The organism is Azoarcus sp. Soil_N_20 (assembly GCF_057656155.1).
On record NZ_JBDGKX010000002.1, the window covers coordinates 191,947 to 211,072 of the forward strand.

Consider the following 19,126-nt stretch of genomic DNA (forward strand, 5'->3'; position numbering starts at 1 on the left):
TCAGTGCCCCTCGTGGGTGGTGGCGCGGGCCGGTGCCGCGGGCCCGGGGGTGGTGGCCGCGCCGCCGGCCGCCTTGTCGATCCGGGTGACGACGAATTCGCCCGGGGCACGCTGTTCGAACGCGAAGCGAATCGGCGCGCCGGGGGCGAGGCCCGCCACCAGTTCGGTCGACGCCAGGCCGAAGTCCATCGTCATCGCCGGCCACTTCAGTGCCGGGATGTCGCCGTGGGTCAGCGTCACCGTCCCCGCCGCGGCGTCGAGCGCGTCGAACGTCCCCTCGCCCTCGTACACCGGCGTCGGGGCCGATGCGCCGCCCTCGGCCGGCGTCGCCGCGGTGAGGTTGGAGAACGCCGCCTTCAGCTGGCTCTCCGAGTCGATCAGGAAGTTGGCCGACACCACCACCTGGTCGCCCGGCTGCACGCCTTCGAGCACTTCGACATGATCCCGGCCACGCTGGCCGAGCCGCACCGGCTGCGGGCGGAAGCGGCCCTCGCCGAGCGCGAGCAGCACCACCTGGCGGGTGCCGTCGTCGATCACGGCCGAGGTCGGCACCGTGGTCCGCGGCGTGCCGGCGCCGGTTGCGAGCTCGACGTGGGCGAACATGCCCGGGCGCAGCAAGCCCTCGCGATTGTCGAGTTCGAGCCGCACCGTGGTACTGCGGGTGGCGGCGTTCAGGGTCGGATAGAGATAGCTCAGTTTCGCGTCGAAGCGGCGATCGGGAAAAGCATCGACGCTCACGCTCGCAATCTGGCCAACCTTCATCCGTGCCAGATCCTGCTCGAAGATGTCGGCCATCACCCACACCGTGGACAGATCGGCAATGCGGTAGATCGACTCGCCCGCCATGAAGCGTGCGCCCTGCACCGCATTCATTTCCAGCACCACGCCGTTGGCCGGCGCATGGAAAGTCTGGCGCGCCGCGGTCTGCCCGCCGACCTCCCAGTTGCGCAGGCGCGCGCGGGTGGCATCGGCGAGCCGTCGTGCGGCCTCGGTGGCGACCGGGTCCGATGCGGCGCTGTCGCGCTGCAGGCGTTCGGCGATGCGCAACTCCTCGCCGGCCGACTGCAGTTCCGGGCTATATACGGTGAACAGGGCCTGGCCGCGCTTGACCGGATCGCCCACCGCATTCACGTGGAGGCGCTCGATCCAGCCTTCGAAGCGCGGCGCGACCACGACCTGCGCACGTTCGTCGAGTTCGATCCGGCCGGTGGCGCGCACCGGGAGGTCGAGCACACGGGCCTCGGCGAGCGCGGTCTTGACCCCGAGCATCTGCAGCCGTGCCGGGCTCACGCTGACCACGCCGCTATCGTCCGGGCGGTCGTCGGCGTACACCGGGATGTAATCCATCCCCATCGAATCCTTCTTCGGCTCCGGCGAGGTGTCCGGCAGGCCCATCGGGTTACGGTAGTAGAGGATCTTGCGTTCGGCACCGGCGAGGGCGTCGTTGCCGGCTGCGGACGCCGACGGGGCGGCGGAGTCCGCGGCCGGCAGTGTGCGGTGGCCGCTGCCCGCCCAGTAACCCGCGCCCAGTGCGAGTGCGACCGCGATCGCGGCCAGAGTAAGTTGCGCCGAGGGTTTCACTGTACGTCTCCTGCAAGTTTTTCGAGTTCGGCGAGCGCGAGGTGGGTTTTCACCTCGGTGTCGAGCGCCTGCATGCGGATGTCGATCAGCTGGCGTTCGGCCTCGAGCACGGTGTCGAAGTCAACCCGGGCATTGGCGAAGGCGCTGCGGGCTGCATCGCGGGTGGCTGCGGCCTGCGCCATCAAGGTGCCGCGCAGCAGACGCAGGGTTTCGCGTCCGGCCGCAAATGCCGCGTGGGCACTGCCGAGTTCGCCCTGCAATCGGGCGTCGGTCGCGGCCCGGCGGGCGTCGGCGGCGCTTACCATGTACTCGGCTTCGCGCTCGCGTGAGCGGCGGGCCGACTGCTGCAGCGGGATCATCACTTCGAACATCACGTCCCACGAATCCTCGCCGCCGCGCGGGCGGTTGTTGGTCAGCCCGATGCTGAAATCGGGATAGCGGTCGCGCCAGGTGCGCTCGCGCTCGAGGCGGGCGACATCCACCCCGAGTGCCGCGGCTGCCAATGCCGGGTTGGTTGCGCGCGCGCGTTCGGCGATACGGTTGAACGGTGGCGAAGGCGGCAGTGCGGGCGGATCGGACGGCGCCGCGAGCGCGCTGTCGGCGGGTCGTGCGAGGAGCGCATTGAGCGCCGCCACGGCGGCGCTACGCTTTTGTTCCACCGCCACCTGTGCCAGGCGCAGGGAGGTAATTTCGCGCTGTGCTCGCAGCACGGCCTGTTGCGGCAGCAGCCCCAGCCGGTAGCGCGCCAGGGTGGTCTCCTCCAGCCCCTGCAGCAGCGCCAGCGCTTCGCGGTTCAGCACCGCCTCGCGGTCGGCCGCGTAATAGCGCAGCCAGGCGGCCTTGAGCTCGGCGGCGAGCTCGACCCACGCCGCTTCGCGCCCGGCATCCGCACGGCCGGCTCGGACTTCGGCGGCGCGGCTGTCAATGTCGCGCTTGCCCCACGCCGGCAGCGGCTGGACGATACGGTAGCGGGTCTCGCCGACCTGACCCGGCAATAGCGTTGTTCCGCCGCCACGCATGGTGTTGGTGACGTCCATCAACTCGATCTGGAAGCTCGGGTCGGGTAGCGCGCCGGCCGATCCGATGCGCTCGCGGGCCGCCTCCGCCTCGGCGCGATCGGCGGCGAAGGCCGGGTTGTGCAGTCGGGCGTGTTCGAGCAGCGCGGGGAGGGAGGCGCCGAGAGAGGAATCGGCAAGCGCTGCGCCGGTGCCTGCAGCCAAGGCAACGCCTAGCGATAACGCGGCGAGAAAATGGAACGGGCGTCTCTGGATGCTTGGACTACGTTGCATGACAACCGACTCCGGCGATTATTCCTGATGTTTTTTTACTGCCGTCGGGACCCCACAGGCCAGTAGGCCGGGCGGGGTGTTTGTGGAGCGGGCGAGGACTGTCCGAGCCCGAAGGGCGAGTTCCGCAGCCCGCGGAGCAAATTCCCCGCCCGGCCTACCTGAAGGACCACGGACGCCTTGAGGACCACCGACACGTCAGCCGGCGCCGGCGGCGCATCGCTTGAAGCGGCGGGTTGAAACCCGCCCTACAGCGGCTGTGCCCAGGCGGGGGCTGAGTCGGATAACGGCATCTACAGCACCAGTTCCAGCAATGGGGGCTTGACTCGGAGAGCAGTACCCACGGCAACGCTCGACGATCCCGCCAAGGCCTCTCTGCGACACGCACTCTTTCTTGCCCCGGGTGGTTCGAACGCTGACCTTACTGAGCCAGCTCGAGCGTGGTCACGGTAAACACGCCGCCCACGCGATCCGCGGTGAAACGGATCTTGTCGCCGGCCTTGACCTTGTCCACCATCGCCGGATCGCTCGCGCGAAACACCATCGTCATCGGCGGCATGTCGAGCGTGACGAGCGGGCCGTGGCTGATTGTGATCTTGCCTGCGGCCTTGTCCACCTTCTTCACGGTGCCGTCGGCGACCGCGTCTGCGGCGCCGGCTGCCGCCGGTGCGGCTGCGTGGTGGGCGTCATGTTCATTGGCTGCAAATGCCGGACCCGCGGCAAGGGCCGCGACGGTGGCAAGGGAAGCGAGGGCGACTGCGAACTTCATGATCGATCCTTGTCTTGATTTCAGCATGTTCAAAGTATGAAGGGATCGGCACGACCTCAAGCTGACCCCGTGATTACATTCTTGTCAGAAACGGTCGCGTTGCCTTGATCCGGGTCAGCTCACGATCAGCCGGCCCACCATCCCGGCCTGGTAGTGCCCGGGGATCAGGCAGGCAAACTCGAAGTCGCCAGCGCGGTTGAAGGTCCATACGATCTCGCCGGAGCCGCCCGGCGCGACGTGGGCCATCCACGGTTCGTCGTGCTCCATGCCGGGAAACTTCATCATCAGTTCGGCATGCTCGGCGAGCGCCGGTGGTGTGCCGATCACCATCTCGTGCATCACCTTGCCGTCGTTGCGGTGGGTGAAGCGGATGGTCTCGCCCAGACCCACCTCGATGCGATCGGGGACGAAACGCATGGCGTCGGTCATCACGATCGGGATCGTGCGGGTGACCGCGTTCGCCTCGCCGGCGATGCCCCACGCCTGCTGCTCCTTCGCCACCGGCTCGGCGGGCTTTGCGGCATGCGGAGCACTGCTGTGAGCCAGGGCGCCCCGGCCGAGGGTAAACAGACCGGCGGCGAGGCCGGCGGACAGGAAACGGCGACGATTTTTCATGACAGGCTCCATCTCGTTGGGGTTACTGCAATCATTGTTGTGGGTATTCGACCGCATGTTGCGGCGACCATTCGATCGCCCTCGGGTTTGCGCTCAGTGGCCGCCATGCCCGTTCGGCTTGCGCACCGCAAGCTTCACCTCCGCTGCAGAGTCGGTGCGCGGCATTGCCGCCGCGCCGGCATCCTTGCTGCGAGCGGGCGCGTCCAGCGCCCCGGTCCATTCGCGGGCGACCGTGCCCGGCGGGTGCTTGAACCAGCCGGGGTCGGAATAATCTCCGGGTTTCTGCTCGCGGCGTACCTTGAGCACGGTAAACATCCCGCCCATCTCGATCGCGCCGAACGGCCCCTGACCGGTCATCATCGGCAAGGTCTGATCGGGAAGCGGCATCTCCATCTCGCCCATGTCGGCCATGCCGCGCTCGCCCATCACCATGTACTCGGGTTCGGCCTGCTGGAGTCTGCCGACCAGGCCGCGGTGGTCGATGCCGATCATGGTCGGTACGTCGTGGCCCATCGCGTTCATGGTGTGGTGCGACTTGTGGCAGTGCATCGCCCAGTCGCCTTCCTCGTCGGCGATGAATTCGACCTGGCGCATCTGGCCGACTGCGACGTCGGTGGTGACCTCCGGCCAGCGCGACTCCCGCCGCGTGGGGCCGCCGTCGGTGCCGGTCACCTCGAACTCGTGGCCGTGGATGTGGATCGGGTGGTTGGTCATGGTCAGGTTGCCGATGCGCACCCGCACGCGGTCGCCCTTCCTGACGTTGAGCGAGTCGATGCCGGGAAAGGCGCGGCTGTTCCAGGTCCACAGGTTGAAGTCGAGCATGGTGTTGACCTTGGGCACGAGGCTGCCCGGGTCGATGTCGTAGGCGTTGAGCAGGAAGCAGAAGTCGCGGTCCACCCGTTCGATCAGCGGGTGCGGATTGCGCGGGTGGGTGACCCAGAAACCCATCATGCCCATCGCCATCTGCGTCATCTCGTCGGCGTGGGGGTGGTACATGAAGGTGCCCGGACGGCGGGCGGCGAACTCATAGACGAAGGTCTTGCCCGGCGGGATCTGCGGCTGGGTCAGCCCGCCGACGCCGTCCATGCCGTTGGGCAGGCGCTGGCCGTGCCAATGGACCGAGGTGTGCTCGGGCAGGCGGTTGGTGACGAAGATGCGCACCCGATCGCCCTCGACCACCTCGATCGTCGGCCCCGGCGACTGGCCGTTGTAGCCCCACAGGCGGGCCACCATGCCAGGCGCGATCTCGCGCTCGACCGGTTCGGCCACCAGGTGGAATTCCTTCACCCCCTGGTTCATCCGCCACGGCGCGGTCCAGCCGTTGAGGGTGGCGACGGGGTGGTAGGGGCGTCCGCTCGGCGGTACGAGGGGCGGCGCGGTGTCCGCCGAGGTCTGGATGACCGGTTCGGGCAGCGCCGCCATCGCGGCCTTGCCGATGCCGGCTGCAGCGACCGCGCCGAGGGCGGCATTGCCGATGAATTGACGTCGATTCATGGTTTCAGTGTTCTCCACCGTCATTCTTGCCGGCGCCACCGGCGCCGATCGGGTCCGGCCCGGGATAGTCGCCGCCGGCCAGCACCGCCTGCAGCTTGGCATGGGCGAGCCAGAAGTCGCGCCGTGCCTCGACCGCGGCCGCTTCGGCCGCAAGGCGCTCGCGCGCGGTGGCAAGCAGGTCCCAGGTGCTCTTGAGCATGCCGTTGTAGCGCAACACCATGTCTTCCTGGGCCGCGGCGCGCAGTTGCAGGCTGTCCTGTGCCTGCACGGCGAGGTCGTGGGCCATGCGGTACTGGTGATAGGCCTCGCGCACCTGGGAGCGGATCTTCACCGCGAGGGCCGTGGCCTCGGCATGGGCTTTGGTCACCCGTTCGGCTTCGTGCCCGATGGCGGCACGGCGCAGGTCGAGTACCGGCGCCGAGGTGACGAGCTGGGCCAGCGGGTCGGCGTCCGCGCCGGTGCGCTCCGGAATGCTGTCGATTGCCACGCGCACGGCCCGGTTCCAGCCTTCCAGCGCCTGTGCGCCCAGCCCGCGCTGCGCGCGCTCGGCTTCGATTGCAGTCAGCTTCAATTGCGGGTGATTGCGCAACGCGCCGGCCTCCAGTCCTTCCGCGCTGCGTGGTGAGGCGGGCAATTCGGGCAGATCCTGGGGCAGGGCTAGCGTTGCCGCGTCTTCCCACGATCCGAGCTCGCGGGCCAGCGCCTCGTTGCTGGTGGTGGCTTGCTGGCGCGCGCGCGCCAGTTCGATCCCGGCCTCGCGCAATGCGAGCTGCTCGCGCAGCAGGCGGTCCTGGCCCCAGTTGCCGACCTGGGTCATGCGCACTGCGAGCTCGGCTGCCGTGCCAACGGTGTCGAAGGCACGCTGCGCGTGGCGCAGGTTCTGCCGGGCGGCGACCGCGTTGATCCAGGCGTGGTGCAGGTCGCGGCTGAACTCGATCACCGCGATGTCGGCACGGGCGCGCTCGAACGCGTTCATGTCGCTGCGGGCGAGGAGCTCGGGTCGGCTGGCGAGGGCCATCCGCATCGCTTCCATGAGGGTCAGCCCGGTGGCGCCCGGGGTGCCGCCCGAAGTCGACGCCGGGGTGTTCTCGGCCTCCCACTTCAGGATGTCGATGTGTCCGCGGGTGTAGGCGCCGACCGTATCGTTGGCGCTGCGCCAATCGCGCTCCCCCAGCGTCGGCAGCGCAGGGGGCGAAGCCGGCAGGGGCGTGTATCGGGGGGGGCGGGTCGGTGCGTCGGGGTCGTATGCTTGCGCCGCGATCGCCAGCACGGGAAAGAGGCCCGCGATCAGCAATGCGGCGAGGGTTTTGGGTTTCACCAAGGCCGGGCTCCTTCTTTATCGGGGGTTTGCGCGTCGCGCGCCGGTCGCGCGCAGCTGCGGCTCGCTCGACGGGCGCTGTCCGTCGGGTGACACCTGCGCCCATGGTGGTGCATGCACCCTGACCGCGCGCTGAGGTGCAGATTACAAATTTGTAATCTGAGGCGGGCGGGGGGAGTGCACGACGGGTCGCTTCCTTACCGGGCGAGGCCGAGCCGGATCAGGTCAGCGAGCTCAGGCGCCCGCCCTTGCGCAGCAATTCGACCGCTTCGGGCGCGAACTGAAACGTCGTCACCAGGTCGTCGATGCGATAGTCAGGCAGCATGCGGTGAAGGGTGGCTGCGACCTCGCGCCCTTCGTCGGGTCGACCTGCCAGGCCCAGGCAGGCGGCGGCGATCGCCCGCAGATGCGAGAAGGTGTTCGGCCGGCTCGCGCCCTTGACTGCCCAGTCCGCGGCCTCGTCGAAGCGGCCGAGGCGCACGAGGGCCAGCGCGCGCGCGCTCAGCATCACGCACAGCAGCGGATCGAACGGACTCAGCTGGCGCGAGTGGTCGGAACAGCCGATGCCCAGGTGCGGATCGCCCGACTGGGCGTGTACGAATGCCAATGTGTAGTGGCCGTGCGCGAAGCTCGGACTGAGTTCGACCGCCTTCTCCAGTTCGACCAGGCTGTGCGCGTGACGGCCGCGCAACCACAGCGCGCGGCCCATCGCCCAGTGCGCGGAAGGGTCGCGGTCGTCGGCGACGAGGCTTTGCTCGGCAGCCCGGAAGGCGCGGTCGATCTCGGGCTCGCGCTCGGCCCAGCGTTGAAAGGCGTTCTGGAAGTGGGTGAAGGACAGCGCGGACAACGCGCGCGCCCAGGTCGGGTCGAGGCGCGCCGCCATCTCGAAGAACTGGGTGGCCTGGCGGTTGTGTTGCGGTTCGTAGCGATACATGTGCCACAGGCCGCGGTGATACGCCTCCCACGCATTCATCGACGTGGGCGGCGTGAGGATGGCACGGTTGCGCTCGGCGAGTTCGATTTCGCTGGAGATCGAGGAGACGATGCGATCGCCGATCAGCTCGAGCACCTCGAGTGCGTCGTCGAGCCTGTGCTCGAAGTCGTCCGTCCACACGATACGGGCAGAGCGGGCCTCGCACAGTTCGGCGGTCACGCGGACGCGGTCGCCCTTGTGCCGCACCGATCCACCGGCGACATAGTCGACGTTCAGCAGGCGGCCTGCCTCCTCGGCGCCGACGCTGCGTGCGCCGAGCGCGGACATCGTGCCGTGCGCGATCACGAACAGGTTGCGCAGCTTGGCGAGGCGGGTGATGACATCGTGCGCGAGACCGTCGGCGAGCCGACTGTGGGTGTCGCCGGTGCTGTCGGCAAAGGGCATCACCGCGATCGAGGCCCGGCGCGCCGCGTCGACCAGCACTTCCGCAGCGGAGGGGATCTGGGGCAACGACAGCGCAAGCACGCCGGATTGTTCGGACCGGGTGCTCTGCCGGCCGCGCGCAAGCTTCCAGCTCTCGCGCAGCGGTGCCCCGTCCAGCCCCTCTGCTTCGAACAGACGGACGGTCGCGAGTACGTGCGCATCGCCCTCGTGGATGCGGCCGCGCGCCGCCAGCGCGTTGAGCAGCATGGCGTGGGCGCGGCGGTCGAATGGCGCGAGCTGCAGCAGTTCGTCGAGATAGCCGAACACCTCGTCCGATTCGGGGGCGATGCTCGCCACCAGATGTTCGAGCACGGCGGCACGGCAGGCGCGCAGCCGGCAGCGTTGGGCGGTGAGCCAGCCGCTGAACTCCGGACTGCGGTCGACTTCCAGCCCTTCGAGGAAATCCCCTGCAAACAGGGCCGCCAGCGCACGCAAACGTTCCGGTGCGAGCCGATCGATGCCTTGCTGCTGCGCCCGCCCGATCTCGAGCACGTCGACGAAACAGTCCGAAAGATCGAGCGCGACGCCGTCGCCGCGGCGCTCGACCCGTCGCCGGTCGGGCTCGTCGAGCACGCTGCGCATCTTGCTGAGGCACCAGCGCAGTTCGCCGCGCGGATCGTTGGGGACATCCCACAGCAGTTCGCACAGCTGACCGCGCCCGACGGCGCGCGGCGCGAGTGCGAGATAGGCGATCACGGCGCGCACCTTGCGTGACGCCGGCAGCGGCAGCGCGACGCCCTGCCGGTAAATCGACAACGGTCCGAGTAGCTGCACGCGCAGGCGAAAGCTGTCCGCGACCGCGCGATCGGACGGTCCGGATGCCATCTCGTGCGTTTCCACGCCGGCTCCCACGCTCGCTCCCACTCCTGCGTCCTAAATTCGATCCCAGGCTTGCGGCACGGTCATCGACAGCCGGGCGTGAGCCACCGAGAAACCCTCAACCTGCTGGAGAAAACCATGGATACATCGTATGCCGTTGCCGACCGGACCCCGGTGACCCCACCCCCTGACCTTAGCGCCGTCAAGGCGCGGCAGCAAGGCGCATGGTCGTCCGGCGACTACGCTGTCGTCGGCACCACGCTGCAGATCGTCGGGGAACAACTTTGCGAAACTTTGGACATCCATGCCGGGCAGAAAGTGCTCGACGTCGCCTCCGGCAACGGCAATGCGGCCCTGGCGGCGGCGCGGCGCTGGTGCGAGGTGGTCGCGACCGACTACGTCCCGAGCCTGCTCGAGCGCGCCCGCGAACGTGCTGTCGCCGACCGCCTGCAGATCGGTTTCGAGCTTGCCGACGCGGAAGCGCTGCCGTTCGACGCCGGCAGCTTCGACGTCGTGATGTCGACCTTCGGCGTGATGTTCACGCCCGACCAGGCGCGTGCCGCGGCCGAGCTGGCGCGGGTATGCCGGTCCGGTGGCAGGATCGGCCTTGCCAACTGGACCCCGGATGGCTTCATCGGCCAACTGTTCAAAACCATCGGCAAGCATGTGCCACCCCCGGCCGGGGTGAAGTCGCCGGCGCTGTGGGGCACGCACCCGCGCATCGAGGAACTGTTCGGACCGGCGGCCGCATCGATCCGGATCGAGCCGACCCGGTTCGTGTTTCGCTATCGCTCGCCGGAACACTGGCTGCACGTGTTCAAGTCCTACTACGGGCCGGTGCTCAAGGCCTATGCGGCGCTGGAACCCGCGGCGCAGGCGGCGCTGACCGACGACATCATCGGACTGATCGCTCGTTTCAATCGCGCAACCGATGGCGCGATGGTCGTGCCGAGCGAGTACGTCGAGGTCGTGATCACCCGGGCCTGAAGCCAGCGCTGATGCCGACAAGGCCTCCCCTCCCGAACCAAGTCAAAAAGGAATTCTGTCATGACACACAATACATCTGCACGCGGCGTAGCCGGCCTGCTTTCCCTGTCGCTCGCGGCCATCGCCCTGTTTCAACATGTGCCCGCCCGCGCGCAAGATCCGCATCACACCGTGGTGTCGTCCGAGTCGATCGCCTGGGGCGCGGCGCCACCGTCCCTGCCGCCGGGCGCCCAGGCCGCAATCCTGCTGGGCCACCCCGCCAAGGAAGGGCCCTTCGTGTTGCGGCTGAAGTTTCCGTCCGGGTTCACGGTGCCTCCGCACCGCCACTCCAAGGACGAGATGGTCACGGTGATCGCAGGGCGGTTCGGGGTCGGTTCCGGCGAAAAAATCGATCGTCAGCCGGCCAACATCTTGCCGGTGGCGAGCTTCGTTCATCTTCCGGCCGGCATGCCGCACTTTGCATGGGCGGACGGCGAGACGATCGTGCAGATCAACGGCGTGGGACCGTTCGACGTCAAGTACGTCGATCCCAGGGATGACCCGCGCGGGCAGTGACAGCCCTTCCGTGCCGCCCGGCGAACCTGCCGGGCGGCACGGCGGTAAGCACCGGAGCCCCGCCTGAGGGATAATCAGGCGCTTTTTCATTGGGTGGTCAAATGCGCGTTGCGAATAATCCGGAAGATGTCGGTCGTTGCGGTTGTGGCCGTCGCGAGTACTGCGATGGCAGTCACGGGCTGACCGAAGCCCAGTGGCAAGCGGTCCGCGCGAAAGAACTGGCGCGTTCGCTTGGGGCGGGTGTTGGTCAACCGGATACAGCGGTACCGGGGGAAAACTGATACCTGCGCCAACGCTGGGGCGCCTTTCACCGTCTCGCCATGTGCTCAGACGGCTTGCTCGGGCGTGCCGTTTCTGAAGTCGTCAACCGTCTGCAGGAAGGCAGCGAGGATCGGCGACTGGTCGCCTCTCCGGTAGATGCAGCTCAGATCCACGATCAGGTTGGGAGGCGGGTCGGTGAGCCGTCGGTAGATCACGCCGGGAAATTGAAGCGTGGTTGCCGATTCCGGCACCAGACAGATGCCGAAGCCACTGGCGACCAGGGCAACGCCGGTCACCGCATCACCGACTTCCTGGGACACCTGCGGATGGAAGCCGTTCTCGATGCAAAGGCCGATGACCTTGTCGATGAAGCTTGGACGTGCGCCGGTCGGAAAAAGGATCATCGGATGATCCTTGAGCTCGGCGAAGCGGATGTGCGCTTGTCTCGCCAGCGGATGATCATTGTGCAATGCGACCAGCAGCCCTTCGGTGGCGACCTGTTTGATCACGATATCGTCCAGCGGCTCCAGCATGCGGTTGAAGCCGACCGAGATGCGGCGCTGCCGCACGGCTTCGATCTGCTCCGCTTTCGTCATGGTGTGAAGAACAACCTTGACGTCCGGATAGCCGTTTCGAAAACTCAATAGCAGTTTCGGAATCACGTCCAGGATGGCGGATCCAAAGATGCCGATATCGAGGCGCCCCAGTTTTCCCTGGCCGGCCCTTTGCGTCCGTTCGGTGGCTTGCTCCACCAGTGCCCGGATATTGCGCGCCTCGTCGAGGAAAAGTTCGCCGGCCTGGGTCAATTCCATGCCTCGCGGCGTACGGATGAACAGCGATACCCCAAGCTCCTCTTCAAGCTGTTGAATCTGGCGGGTCAGGGGCGGTTGGGATATATGCAGACGTGTCGCTGCGCGACCGATGTTCTCTTCTTCCGCGACGGCAACGAAGTAGCGCAGATGACGTAGATCCATTGTTCGTTTTCCCTCCTCATCCGACGACAGGTCGCTCGCGCTGAATCATACCTTAAGGGTATGGAGTGGGGAGATTAATGGTATTGGACGGTAATCCTCCCTGCCGATAACTTTCGCCTTACCCCGCTGCGTAACAGGCCCAAGACCTTCACCGCCAGCTGGACGACAAGACGAAAGACACACCACGCATGAGGAGGAAGAGATGAACAAGCGTCCTTGCACCAAAGGTGCTCAGGCTCGACCGGGGCCGCGCGCAAGCCGCCTGAGTGCGGCGATCGCTGCCGCTGGGGCCCTGCTGGCGAGCGGTGGCGCAGCCGCCGTTCAGATCGATACCGGCAATCCGGATATCCGGGTCTCGTGGGACAACACGGTCAAGTACAGCGCCGGGTGGCGGGTGCGTGGCGTTGATTCCGATGTGGCCGACAATTCGATCGGACCGCAGGCAAACACCAACGATGGTGACCTCAATTTTGATCGTGGACTGATTTCCAACCGTCTGGATGTGCTGTCGGAGTTCGACTTCCGTTACAAGCGCGCGTTTGGCTTTCGCGTAAGTGGTGCCGCCTGGTACGACCAGGTGTACAACGAATCCAACGACAACCCGGGTGCCCTGGGCGGCGCACTGGTCAATTCGCGATCAGCCTCGTACAACAGGTTTACCGACGACACCAAGCGTCTGCATGGGCGCGACGCAGAGTTTCTGGATGCCTTCGTCTATGGAAACCTGGCCCCGGCCGGCATGAGCCTGAACCTGAAGGGAGGGCGTTTCACCCAGTTGTACGGTGAGAGCCTGTTCTTCGGTTCAAACGGGATTGCGGGCGCGCAGACGCCGCTCGACCTCGCTCGCGCACTGGCCGTTCCGAACTCGCAGTTCAAGGAAGTGGCGCGGCCGGTAGGGCAGGTGTCGGCGCAACTCCAGGTCAACGCGGATGTGACCATCGGCGTCTATTTCCAGGCCGAGTGGCGCAAGTCGCGCCTGCCGGCGGCGGGAAGCTATTTCAGCTTTGCCGACTTCGTGGACGAGGGGGGCGAGAGCGTGATCCTCGGGCCGGGTGCAGCCGTGTTCCGCGGCAAGGACATCGAAGCGAAGGATTCCGGGCAGGGTGGTGTGCAGGTCCGCCTGAAGAGCGGCAATGCGGAGTACGGATTCTATGCGGCGCAGTTTCACGACAAGATGCCGCAGTTCTATCTTCGGCCTGGCGTGAATGTCCAGCCGGGCAGCGTTGGCGACTACGTCCAGGTGTTTGGCGAGAATATCCGCACCGTGGGCGGCAGCTTCAGCACCTTGCTGGGCGAGACGAATATTGCCGGCGAGATGTCGTTCCGCGACAACATGCCTTTGGTGGCAACCGGCAATACCGTGATCACCGGGCCGCTTTCCGACGGGGATGACAACGCCGCATTCCCGAAGGGCCGGACGATGCACCTGAACCTGTCGGCAATCAGCGTCATGGGTGCGAGCGCGCTGTGGGACGGCGCATCGTTCATCGGCGAGTTCGCCTACAACCGGCGACTCAAGATCACCGACAACGCCGACCAGCTCGATCCGCTGGCGACCCGAGATGCGAGTGCGATCCAGTTCGTGTTCACTCCCGAGTATTTCCAGGTCACGCCTGGTCTCGATCTGCAGGTGCCGATCGGGCTGAGCTATGGACTGGGGGGGCGCTCGTCGGTCAATGGTGCGCTGTTCCCGGCCGAGCATGGCGGCAACGTGAGTCTGGGGATCAAGGGCGACTACCAGAGAACCTGGCAGGCCAGCCTGAATTTCACCCACTACTTCGGGCGTGCGGGCTCCGTCATCAAATACAACACGGCCGTGCCCGAGCTTTCATACAACAACTTCCATGGCGACCGCGACTTCATCTCGCTGTCCGTTCAGCGCACTTTCTGATTCAAGCCATCGGCGAACGAGGAGACAAACGATGATCAAGCACAAGCTTCTGTGGGCGGCGCTGGCGACCGTCCTGATGGGCGCACAGAGTACCCAGGCCGGCGTGAGCGCGGACGAGGCGGCCAGGCTCAAGAGCACGCTGACGCCGCTGGGCGCGGAAAAGGCCGGAAACACTGATGGCAGCATTCCGCCGTGGGAAGGGGGCGTCACCAAACCGCTGCCGGGCAAGAAGATGGGGGATATTCCGACCGAGATATTCGCTGGCGAAAAGCCGAAGTTCCAGGTCACGGCCAAGAACATGGCTGAACATGCTGCCTTGCTGACCGACGGCACCCAGGCGCTGTTGCAGAAGTACCCCGACAGCTTCCGCCTCGACGTCTATCCTACCCACCGCACCGCGGCCGCACCCCAGCGTGTGTACGACAACGTCGCGAAGAATGCGACCCGGTGTGAGACACGGGACGGCGGCTACTCCATCTCCGGCTGCATCGGTGGTACGCCGTTCCCGATCCCGAAGGACGGGGTCGAGGTGATGTGGAACTTCCTGATGCGCGTCGAGGCGCCATCGATCGAGTATCGCTTCAAGAACATCGTCGGCAATGCCGACGGTTCGCATACGCTGGCGACGCGCAACGAGATTGCCTTCCAGTATCCGCAGTATTACGAGGATGCGACGCCGGAGAACTGGTCCGGCGAGTATGCGATGTTTCGCTTCAACACCCTCGAGCCGCCGTTCAAGGCCGGCGAGTCGCTGGTGATCCGGGACGGCATCGATCAGAAGAATGCACGCCAGGCCTGGCAGTATCTGGTCGGCCAGCGCCGCGTGCGCCGGGCGCCGACGGTGTCCTACGACACGCCGGACTTTGTCGCGTCGGGTGCCAATTACTTCGACGAGGTACAGGGCTTCTTCGGCGCGCTCGATCGCTACGAATGGAAGCTGGTCGGCAAGCAGGAAATGCTGATTCCGTACAACAACAACGGACTCATCGGCGCCAGGCTCGACGATGCCATCGCGAAGAACCACCTCAACCCCGACCACGTGCGCTGGGAGAAGCATCGGGTGTGGGTGGTCGAGGCCAATGTCGCGGGCGGCAAGCGCCATGCGGTGCCGAAGCGGCGCTACTACCTTGACGAGGACACCTGGCTGATCGCGCTGGTCGACGGCTACGACGCCGAGGACAAGCTGTGGCGCACGACCCAGGTGACCCCCTTCGTGGTGCCGTCCATCCCGGCGACGCTGATCAAGACCGCGACCGTGTTCAACCTGCAGGCTGGCACCATGAGCGTGATTCAGGCGCTCAATGATGAAGACTTCAAGGTCGTGCCGCGCAAGCCGGAAACCTACTTCACCGGTGACGCAGTGGCTGCCGAAGCCTCGCGCTGATCCAGCGTTCGTCTCTGTTGCCTGCCGGCCCGATTCCGGGCCGGCAGCTGCCTTCCACTCCTGATGCGCCCGTCGGTTCGCACCGCTTTCAATGGTGTCGCGTGACGGACGGGTGCTGCGAGCGAGTACGTACCATGGTTTTCAAGACTCCATCCGGTCGGCGCGTGCCCCACGTTGCCATCCTGTTCTCTCTTTTCTGGCTGCTGTGCGGATCCGCCGTGGCGGCCGAGCCGCACAAGGTGCCCGACCTGCTCGAGCTCGCGGCGCGGGCCGATGTCCGGGCACAGGCCTCCACTCAACTGGCACTTGCCCGCGCCGCCGAACGGGTGGTGGCGGTGGGTGTGCGTGGCAACGTTGTGTTGTCCGACGATCACGGCCGCAGTTGGCGACAGGCCCGCGCGGTACCGGTAAGCGTGGCGCTGACCGACGTACATTTTGCCGGCCCCGATCGGGGATGGGCGGTGGGGCACAGTGGTGTGATCCTGCATAGCGCAGATGGTGGCGACAGCTGGACGCGTCAGCTCGATGGCCGTCAGGCGGCCGCCATCGTGCTGGATGAGGCCCGCATGCGTCTGGCCGCGGGCAACGCGTCTGCCGCGCGTGACGTACGCGATGCCGAACGTTTGGTCGAAGAAGGGCCGGACAAGCCCTTGCTGGGGGTGTATTTCGCCAATGATCAACGCGGCTACGCGGTCGGTGCCTACGGCTTGGCGCTGGTGACCGACGACGGCGGTGCGACCTGGCAATCGCTGACCGGGCGGATCCCGAACGCACGGGGCAATCACCTCTATCAGGTCCAGGCGCGTGGCCGGGACGTCCTGATTGCCGGCGAGCAGGGTGTGCTGTTTCGCTCGCAGGATGGTGGCACAAGCTTCACGGCCATCCCCACGCCCTACACCGGCACCTACTTCGGGGTGCTGGCGCTGGATGCAGACACGCTTCTGGCTTTCGGCTTACGCGGCAACGTCTGGCGAAGCCACGACAGCGGGCAAAGCTGGGCGCAGGTTTCGATCGATCAGGAAATCACGATTAGTGCCGGACGATTGTTGTCGGATGGATCGGTCGTGCTGGCCGATGAGAGCGGACGTGTGCTGCGCAGCACCGACGGTGCGCGCAACTTCGTCGCTCTACCCGACCACCCCGGTAGCGGGCTGACCGGCATGGTCGAGACCGCAGATGGGGATCTGGTTTTCTCGGGTGCACGCGGCCTTGCTCGCGTCGAACATCGCAAACTTGTAGCGGAAGCAAAGTGATGAGTATCGCAAACACATTGTCCGGCCCAAGCCTTGCGGACGGACTCCAGGGGTTCGACCGTCGTTCGGGCTCGCTGCTTGAACGCCTGCTGTTCAACAACCGCGCGCTGGTACTCGCGCTGTGTCTGATCGCGACTGTCTTCTTTGGCTACAAGGCACTCGGGCTGTCGCTCAACGCCGCGTTCGAGAAGATGATTCCGACCGGCCATCCGTACATCGTGAACTATCTGGAAAACCGCAGCCAGCTCTCAGGCATGGGTAACAGCCTGCGCATCGCGGTCGAGGCGCGGGACGGCGATATTTTTGATGCCGGGTATCTCGACACGGTACGCAAGCTCGGCGATGAACTGTTCCTGATGCCGGGCGTCGACCGGCCCTTCATGAAATCGCTGTGGGCGCCGGCGGTACGCTGGACCGGCGTGACCGAGGAAGGACTCGATGGCGGGCCCGTGATTCCAGATGATTATGATGGCTCCTCGGACAGCCTCGAGCAGGTGCGCGTAAACGTCGAACGCTCAGGCGAAATCGGGCAACTGGTGGCCGCCAACTACCAGTCGAGCATCGTGATGGTGCCACTGCAGGATCGCATGGCCGAGACTGGAGAGCGTATCGACTACCATGCGCTGTCGCAGCGTCTGGAGGCATTGCGAACGAAATATGAGTCGGAGCGGATCAGCATCCACATCACCGGCTTTGCCAAGGTGGTGGGCGATCTGATCGACGGGCTGCAGCAGGTGATGTTTTTCTTCGCCGCTGCAATCGCGATCTGCACTTCGGTGCTGTACTGGTACACGCGCTGCCTGCGCAGTACCTTGCTGGTCATGCTGTGCTCGTTGACCGCGGTGGTGTGGTTGTTCGGCCTGCTGCCAACATTCGGTTATGAGCTCGACCCTTATTCCATCCTGGTGCCTTTCGTTGTATTTGCCATCGGCATGAGCCATGGCGCGCAGAAGATGAACGGCATCATGCAGGACATCGGTCGCGGCACGCACAAGATGGTGGCCGCCCGCTATACCTTCCGCCGTCTGTTCCTGACCGGGATGATCGCACTCATCACCGATGCGATCGGCTTTGCGGTACTGATGGTGATCGACATCCCGGTGATTCAGGATCTTGCGGTCACCGCCAGCCTGGGCGTGGCGGTACTGATCTTCACCAACTTGGCGGTGCTGCCGATCCTGCTTTCCTACACCGGTGTCAGTGCGGCGGCCGCACAGCGCAGCAACCTGGCGGAGCGCCTCGAAGCCAGCGATCTTGAGCACAGGCGCCACCCATTCTGGTCTTTCCTGGATCTGTTCACTCAGCGCAAATGGGCCACCATCGGGGTGCTGGCGGGCGCGGTGATGGGGGCGATCGGCGTACTGGGCGGCGCCCAGCTCAAGATCGGCGACACCGACCCCGGGGCGCCCGAGTTACGCCCGGAGTCGCGTTACAACCGCGACAACGCCTTCATGGGCGCCAACTACGCGGCCAGCAGCGATGTCTACATCGTGATGGTCAGGACCCCGCAATACGCCTGCGGGCAGTACGACACGCTGATGGCAGTCGATGCGCTCGAACGTGAGTTGCAGCAGCTGCCCGGCGTCGAGGGCACCAGTTCGCTCGCGGGGCTGGCCAAGGTTGCCAACGCCGGCATGAACGAGGGCAGTCTGAAGTGGTTCGAGATCCCGCGCTCGCAGGACATGCTCAATGCCATCATCACCCGCGCACCGCGCGAGATGTTCAACCAGAACTGCGATCTGCTCACGGTGTACGCCTACCTCAAGGATCACAAGGCCGACACACTCAACAGTGTGGTCAGGACGGTGGAGGCGTTTGCCGCGCAGTACGGCACGGACGAGCTGCGCTTTCTCAACGCGGCCGGCAACGCCGGTATCGAGGCGGCGACCAATATCGTGGTCGAGAAGGCCAACACGCAGATGCTGATCCTGGTGTACTGCGCGGTGATCGTGCTCAGCTTCATCACCTTCCGCTCGTGGCGCGCGGTGGTGTGCGCGGTACTGCCGTTGATGATTACCTCGGTGCTGTGTCAGGCGTTGATGGTGTGGCTGAAGATCGGGGTGAAGGTGGCGACCTTGCCGGTGATCGCGCTCGGGGTCGGTATCGGCGTCGATTACGCCTTGTATGTGATGACAGTGGTGCTGGCGCGGATGAAGGAGGGCATGAGCCTCTCCGAGGCCTATTACAAGGCGCTGTTGTTCACGGGCAAGGTCGTGGTGATGACCGGGATCACGCTGGGACTGGCGGTGGCCACCTGGGTGTGGTCGCCGATCAAGTTCCAGGCCGACATGGGCATCCTGCTGGCATTCATGTTCATCTGGAACATGCTCGGGGCGCTGATCCTGCTGCCGGCACTGAGTCATTTCCTGCTGCGACCGAACGAAGGCGTCGTGGCCTGAAGGAGAGGAACGGAGCATGTCGCGTCACCCGCTGGTGCCGCTCGATGGTTCGGAGCTGGCCACGGTGACATTGGGGCGCGCGGTGTTGGGGGTTAAAGTACGGCCAGTGACATTACAACAACG

Annotated in this window: 14 protein-coding genes; 6 read left to right on the plus strand and 8 right to left on the minus strand. The window is 65.9% G+C overall.

Annotation, left to right across the window (positions count from 1 at the left end):
- The 7 genes from AC3A35_RS05415 to AC3A35_RS05445 all read right to left on the minus strand — a co-directional run bounded on the left by AC3A35_RS05415 (nt 1) and on the right by AC3A35_RS05445 (nt 9,305).
- Nucleotides 1–1,581, minus strand: coding sequence for an efflux RND transporter periplasmic adaptor subunit (locus tag AC3A35_RS05415; RefSeq protein WP_487434895.1), 1,581 nt, complete (start codon nt 1,579–1,581; stop codon nt 1–3).
- On the minus strand, nt 1,578–2,801 hold the full coding sequence (locus AC3A35_RS05420) for a TolC family protein (RefSeq protein ID WP_487434896.1): 1,224 nt from the start codon (nt 2,799–2,801) through the stop codon (nt 1,578–1,580). The genes AC3A35_RS05415 and AC3A35_RS05420 overlap by 4 nt, the downstream gene beginning before the upstream one ends.
- A gap of 487 nt (nt 2,802–3,288) precedes the next feature.
- Nucleotides 3,289–3,636 carry a copper-binding protein gene (locus tag AC3A35_RS05425; protein WP_487434897.1) on the minus strand — a complete coding sequence of 116 codons (348 nt, stop codon included), beginning with the start codon at nt 3,634–3,636 and terminating at the stop codon, nt 3,289–3,291.
- A gap of 114 nt (nt 3,637–3,750) precedes the next feature.
- The gene (locus AC3A35_RS05430) at nt 3,751–4,251 is read right to left on the minus strand and encodes a cupredoxin domain-containing protein (RefSeq protein ID WP_487434898.1); all 501 of its coding nucleotides are present in this window, start codon (nt 4,249–4,251) and stop codon (nt 3,751–3,753) included.
- 93 nt (nt 4,252–4,344) lie between these two features.
- Nucleotides 4,345–5,745, minus strand: coding sequence for a multicopper oxidase family protein (locus AC3A35_RS05435; protein ID WP_487434899.1), 1,401 nt, complete (start codon nt 5,743–5,745; stop codon nt 4,345–4,347).
- Between the two features lie 4 nt (nt 5,746–5,749).
- A complete protein-coding gene (locus AC3A35_RS05440) occupies nt 5,750–7,063 on the minus strand; it encodes a TolC family protein (RefSeq protein ID WP_487435370.1) in 1,314 nt (437 codons plus the stop codon).
- A gap of 220 nt (nt 7,064–7,283) precedes the next feature.
- A complete protein-coding gene (locus AC3A35_RS05445) occupies nt 7,284–9,305 on the minus strand; it encodes a BTAD domain-containing putative transcriptional regulator (RefSeq protein ID WP_487434900.1) in 2,022 nt (673 codons plus the stop codon).
- Between the two features lie 3 nt (nt 9,306–9,308).
- Here AC3A35_RS05445 and AC3A35_RS05450 point away from each other — a divergent pair, with 3 nt between their 5' ends.
- A complete protein-coding gene (locus AC3A35_RS05450) occupies nt 9,309–10,286 on the plus strand; it encodes a class I SAM-dependent methyltransferase (protein WP_487434901.1) in 978 nt (325 codons plus the stop codon).
- Nucleotides 10,287–10,346: 60 nt separating this feature from the next.
- Nucleotides 10,347–10,841, plus strand: coding sequence for a cupin domain-containing protein (locus AC3A35_RS05455; protein ID WP_487434902.1), 495 nt, complete (start codon nt 10,347–10,349; stop codon nt 10,839–10,841).
- Between the two features lie 326 nt (nt 10,842–11,167).
- Here AC3A35_RS05455 and AC3A35_RS05460 read toward each other — a convergent pair whose 3' ends face one another.
- A complete protein-coding gene (locus tag AC3A35_RS05460; protein WP_487434903.1) occupies nt 11,168–12,076 on the minus strand; it encodes a LysR family transcriptional regulator in 909 nt (302 codons plus the stop codon).
- 202 nt (nt 12,077–12,278) lie between these two features.
- Between AC3A35_RS05460 and AC3A35_RS05465 the strand changes: the two genes are divergently transcribed.
- The 4 genes from AC3A35_RS05465 (at nt 12,279) to AC3A35_RS05480 (ending at nt 19,003) form a co-directional block, all read left to right on the plus strand.
- A complete protein-coding gene (locus AC3A35_RS05465; RefSeq protein WP_487434904.1) occupies nt 12,279–13,967 on the plus strand; it encodes a DUF1302 domain-containing protein in 1,689 nt (562 codons plus the stop codon).
- 31 nt (nt 13,968–13,998) lie between these two features.
- Nucleotides 13,999–15,351, plus strand: coding sequence for a DUF1329 domain-containing protein (locus AC3A35_RS05470; protein WP_487434905.1), 1,353 nt, complete (start codon nt 13,999–14,001; stop codon nt 15,349–15,351).
- A 134-nt stretch (nt 15,352–15,485) separates the two neighbouring features.
- The gene (locus tag AC3A35_RS05475) at nt 15,486–16,604 is read left to right on the plus strand and encodes a WD40/YVTN/BNR-like repeat-containing protein (RefSeq protein ID WP_487434906.1); all 1,119 of its coding nucleotides are present in this window, start codon (nt 15,486–15,488) and stop codon (nt 16,602–16,604) included.
- Nucleotides 16,604–19,003 (plus strand): efflux RND transporter permease subunit, encoded by a 2,400-nt coding sequence (locus AC3A35_RS05480; protein WP_487434907.1) that lies wholly within the window; start codon nt 16,604–16,606, stop codon nt 19,001–19,003. Before AC3A35_RS05475 ends, AC3A35_RS05480 begins: the two co-directional genes overlap by 1 nt.
- The last annotated feature ends 123 nt before the right edge of the window (nt 19,004–19,126 follow it).

What these genes read in the sequence shown, in the direction of transcription:
- AC3A35_RS05445 (WP_487434900.1), bottom strand. Translation starts at nt 9,305, where the DNA reads ATGGCATCCGGACCGTCCGATCGCGCGGTCGCGGACAGCTTTCGCCTG.
- AC3A35_RS05465 (WP_487434904.1), top strand. Translation starts at nt 12,279, where the DNA reads ATGAACAAGCGTCCTTGCACCAAAGGTGCTCAGGCTCGACCGGGGCCG.
- AC3A35_RS05480 (WP_487434907.1), top strand. Translation starts at nt 16,604, where the DNA reads ATGAGTATCGCAAACACATTGTCCGGCCCAAGCCTTGCGGACGGACTC.
- AC3A35_RS05435 (WP_487434899.1), bottom strand. Translation starts at nt 5,745, where the DNA reads ATGAATCGACGTCAATTCATCGGCAATGCCGCCCTCGGCGCGGTCGCT.
- AC3A35_RS05475 (WP_487434906.1), top strand. Translation starts at nt 15,486, where the DNA reads ATGGTTTTCAAGACTCCATCCGGTCGGCGCGTGCCCCACGTTGCCATC.
- AC3A35_RS05470 (WP_487434905.1), top strand. Translation starts at nt 13,999, where the DNA reads ATGATCAAGCACAAGCTTCTGTGGGCGGCGCTGGCGACCGTCCTGATG.
- AC3A35_RS05460 (WP_487434903.1), bottom strand. Translation starts at nt 12,076, where the DNA reads ATGGATCTACGTCATCTGCGCTACTTCGTTGCCGTCGCGGAAGAAGAG.
- AC3A35_RS05455 (WP_487434902.1), top strand. Translation starts at nt 10,347, where the DNA reads ATGACACACAATACATCTGCACGCGGCGTAGCCGGCCTGCTTTCCCTG.
- AC3A35_RS05430 (WP_487434898.1), bottom strand. Translation starts at nt 4,251, where the DNA reads ATGAAAAATCGTCGCCGTTTCCTGTCCGCCGGCCTCGCCGCCGGTCTG.
- AC3A35_RS05425 (WP_487434897.1), bottom strand. Translation starts at nt 3,636, where the DNA reads ATGAAGTTCGCAGTCGCCCTCGCTTCCCTTGCCACCGTCGCGGCCCTT.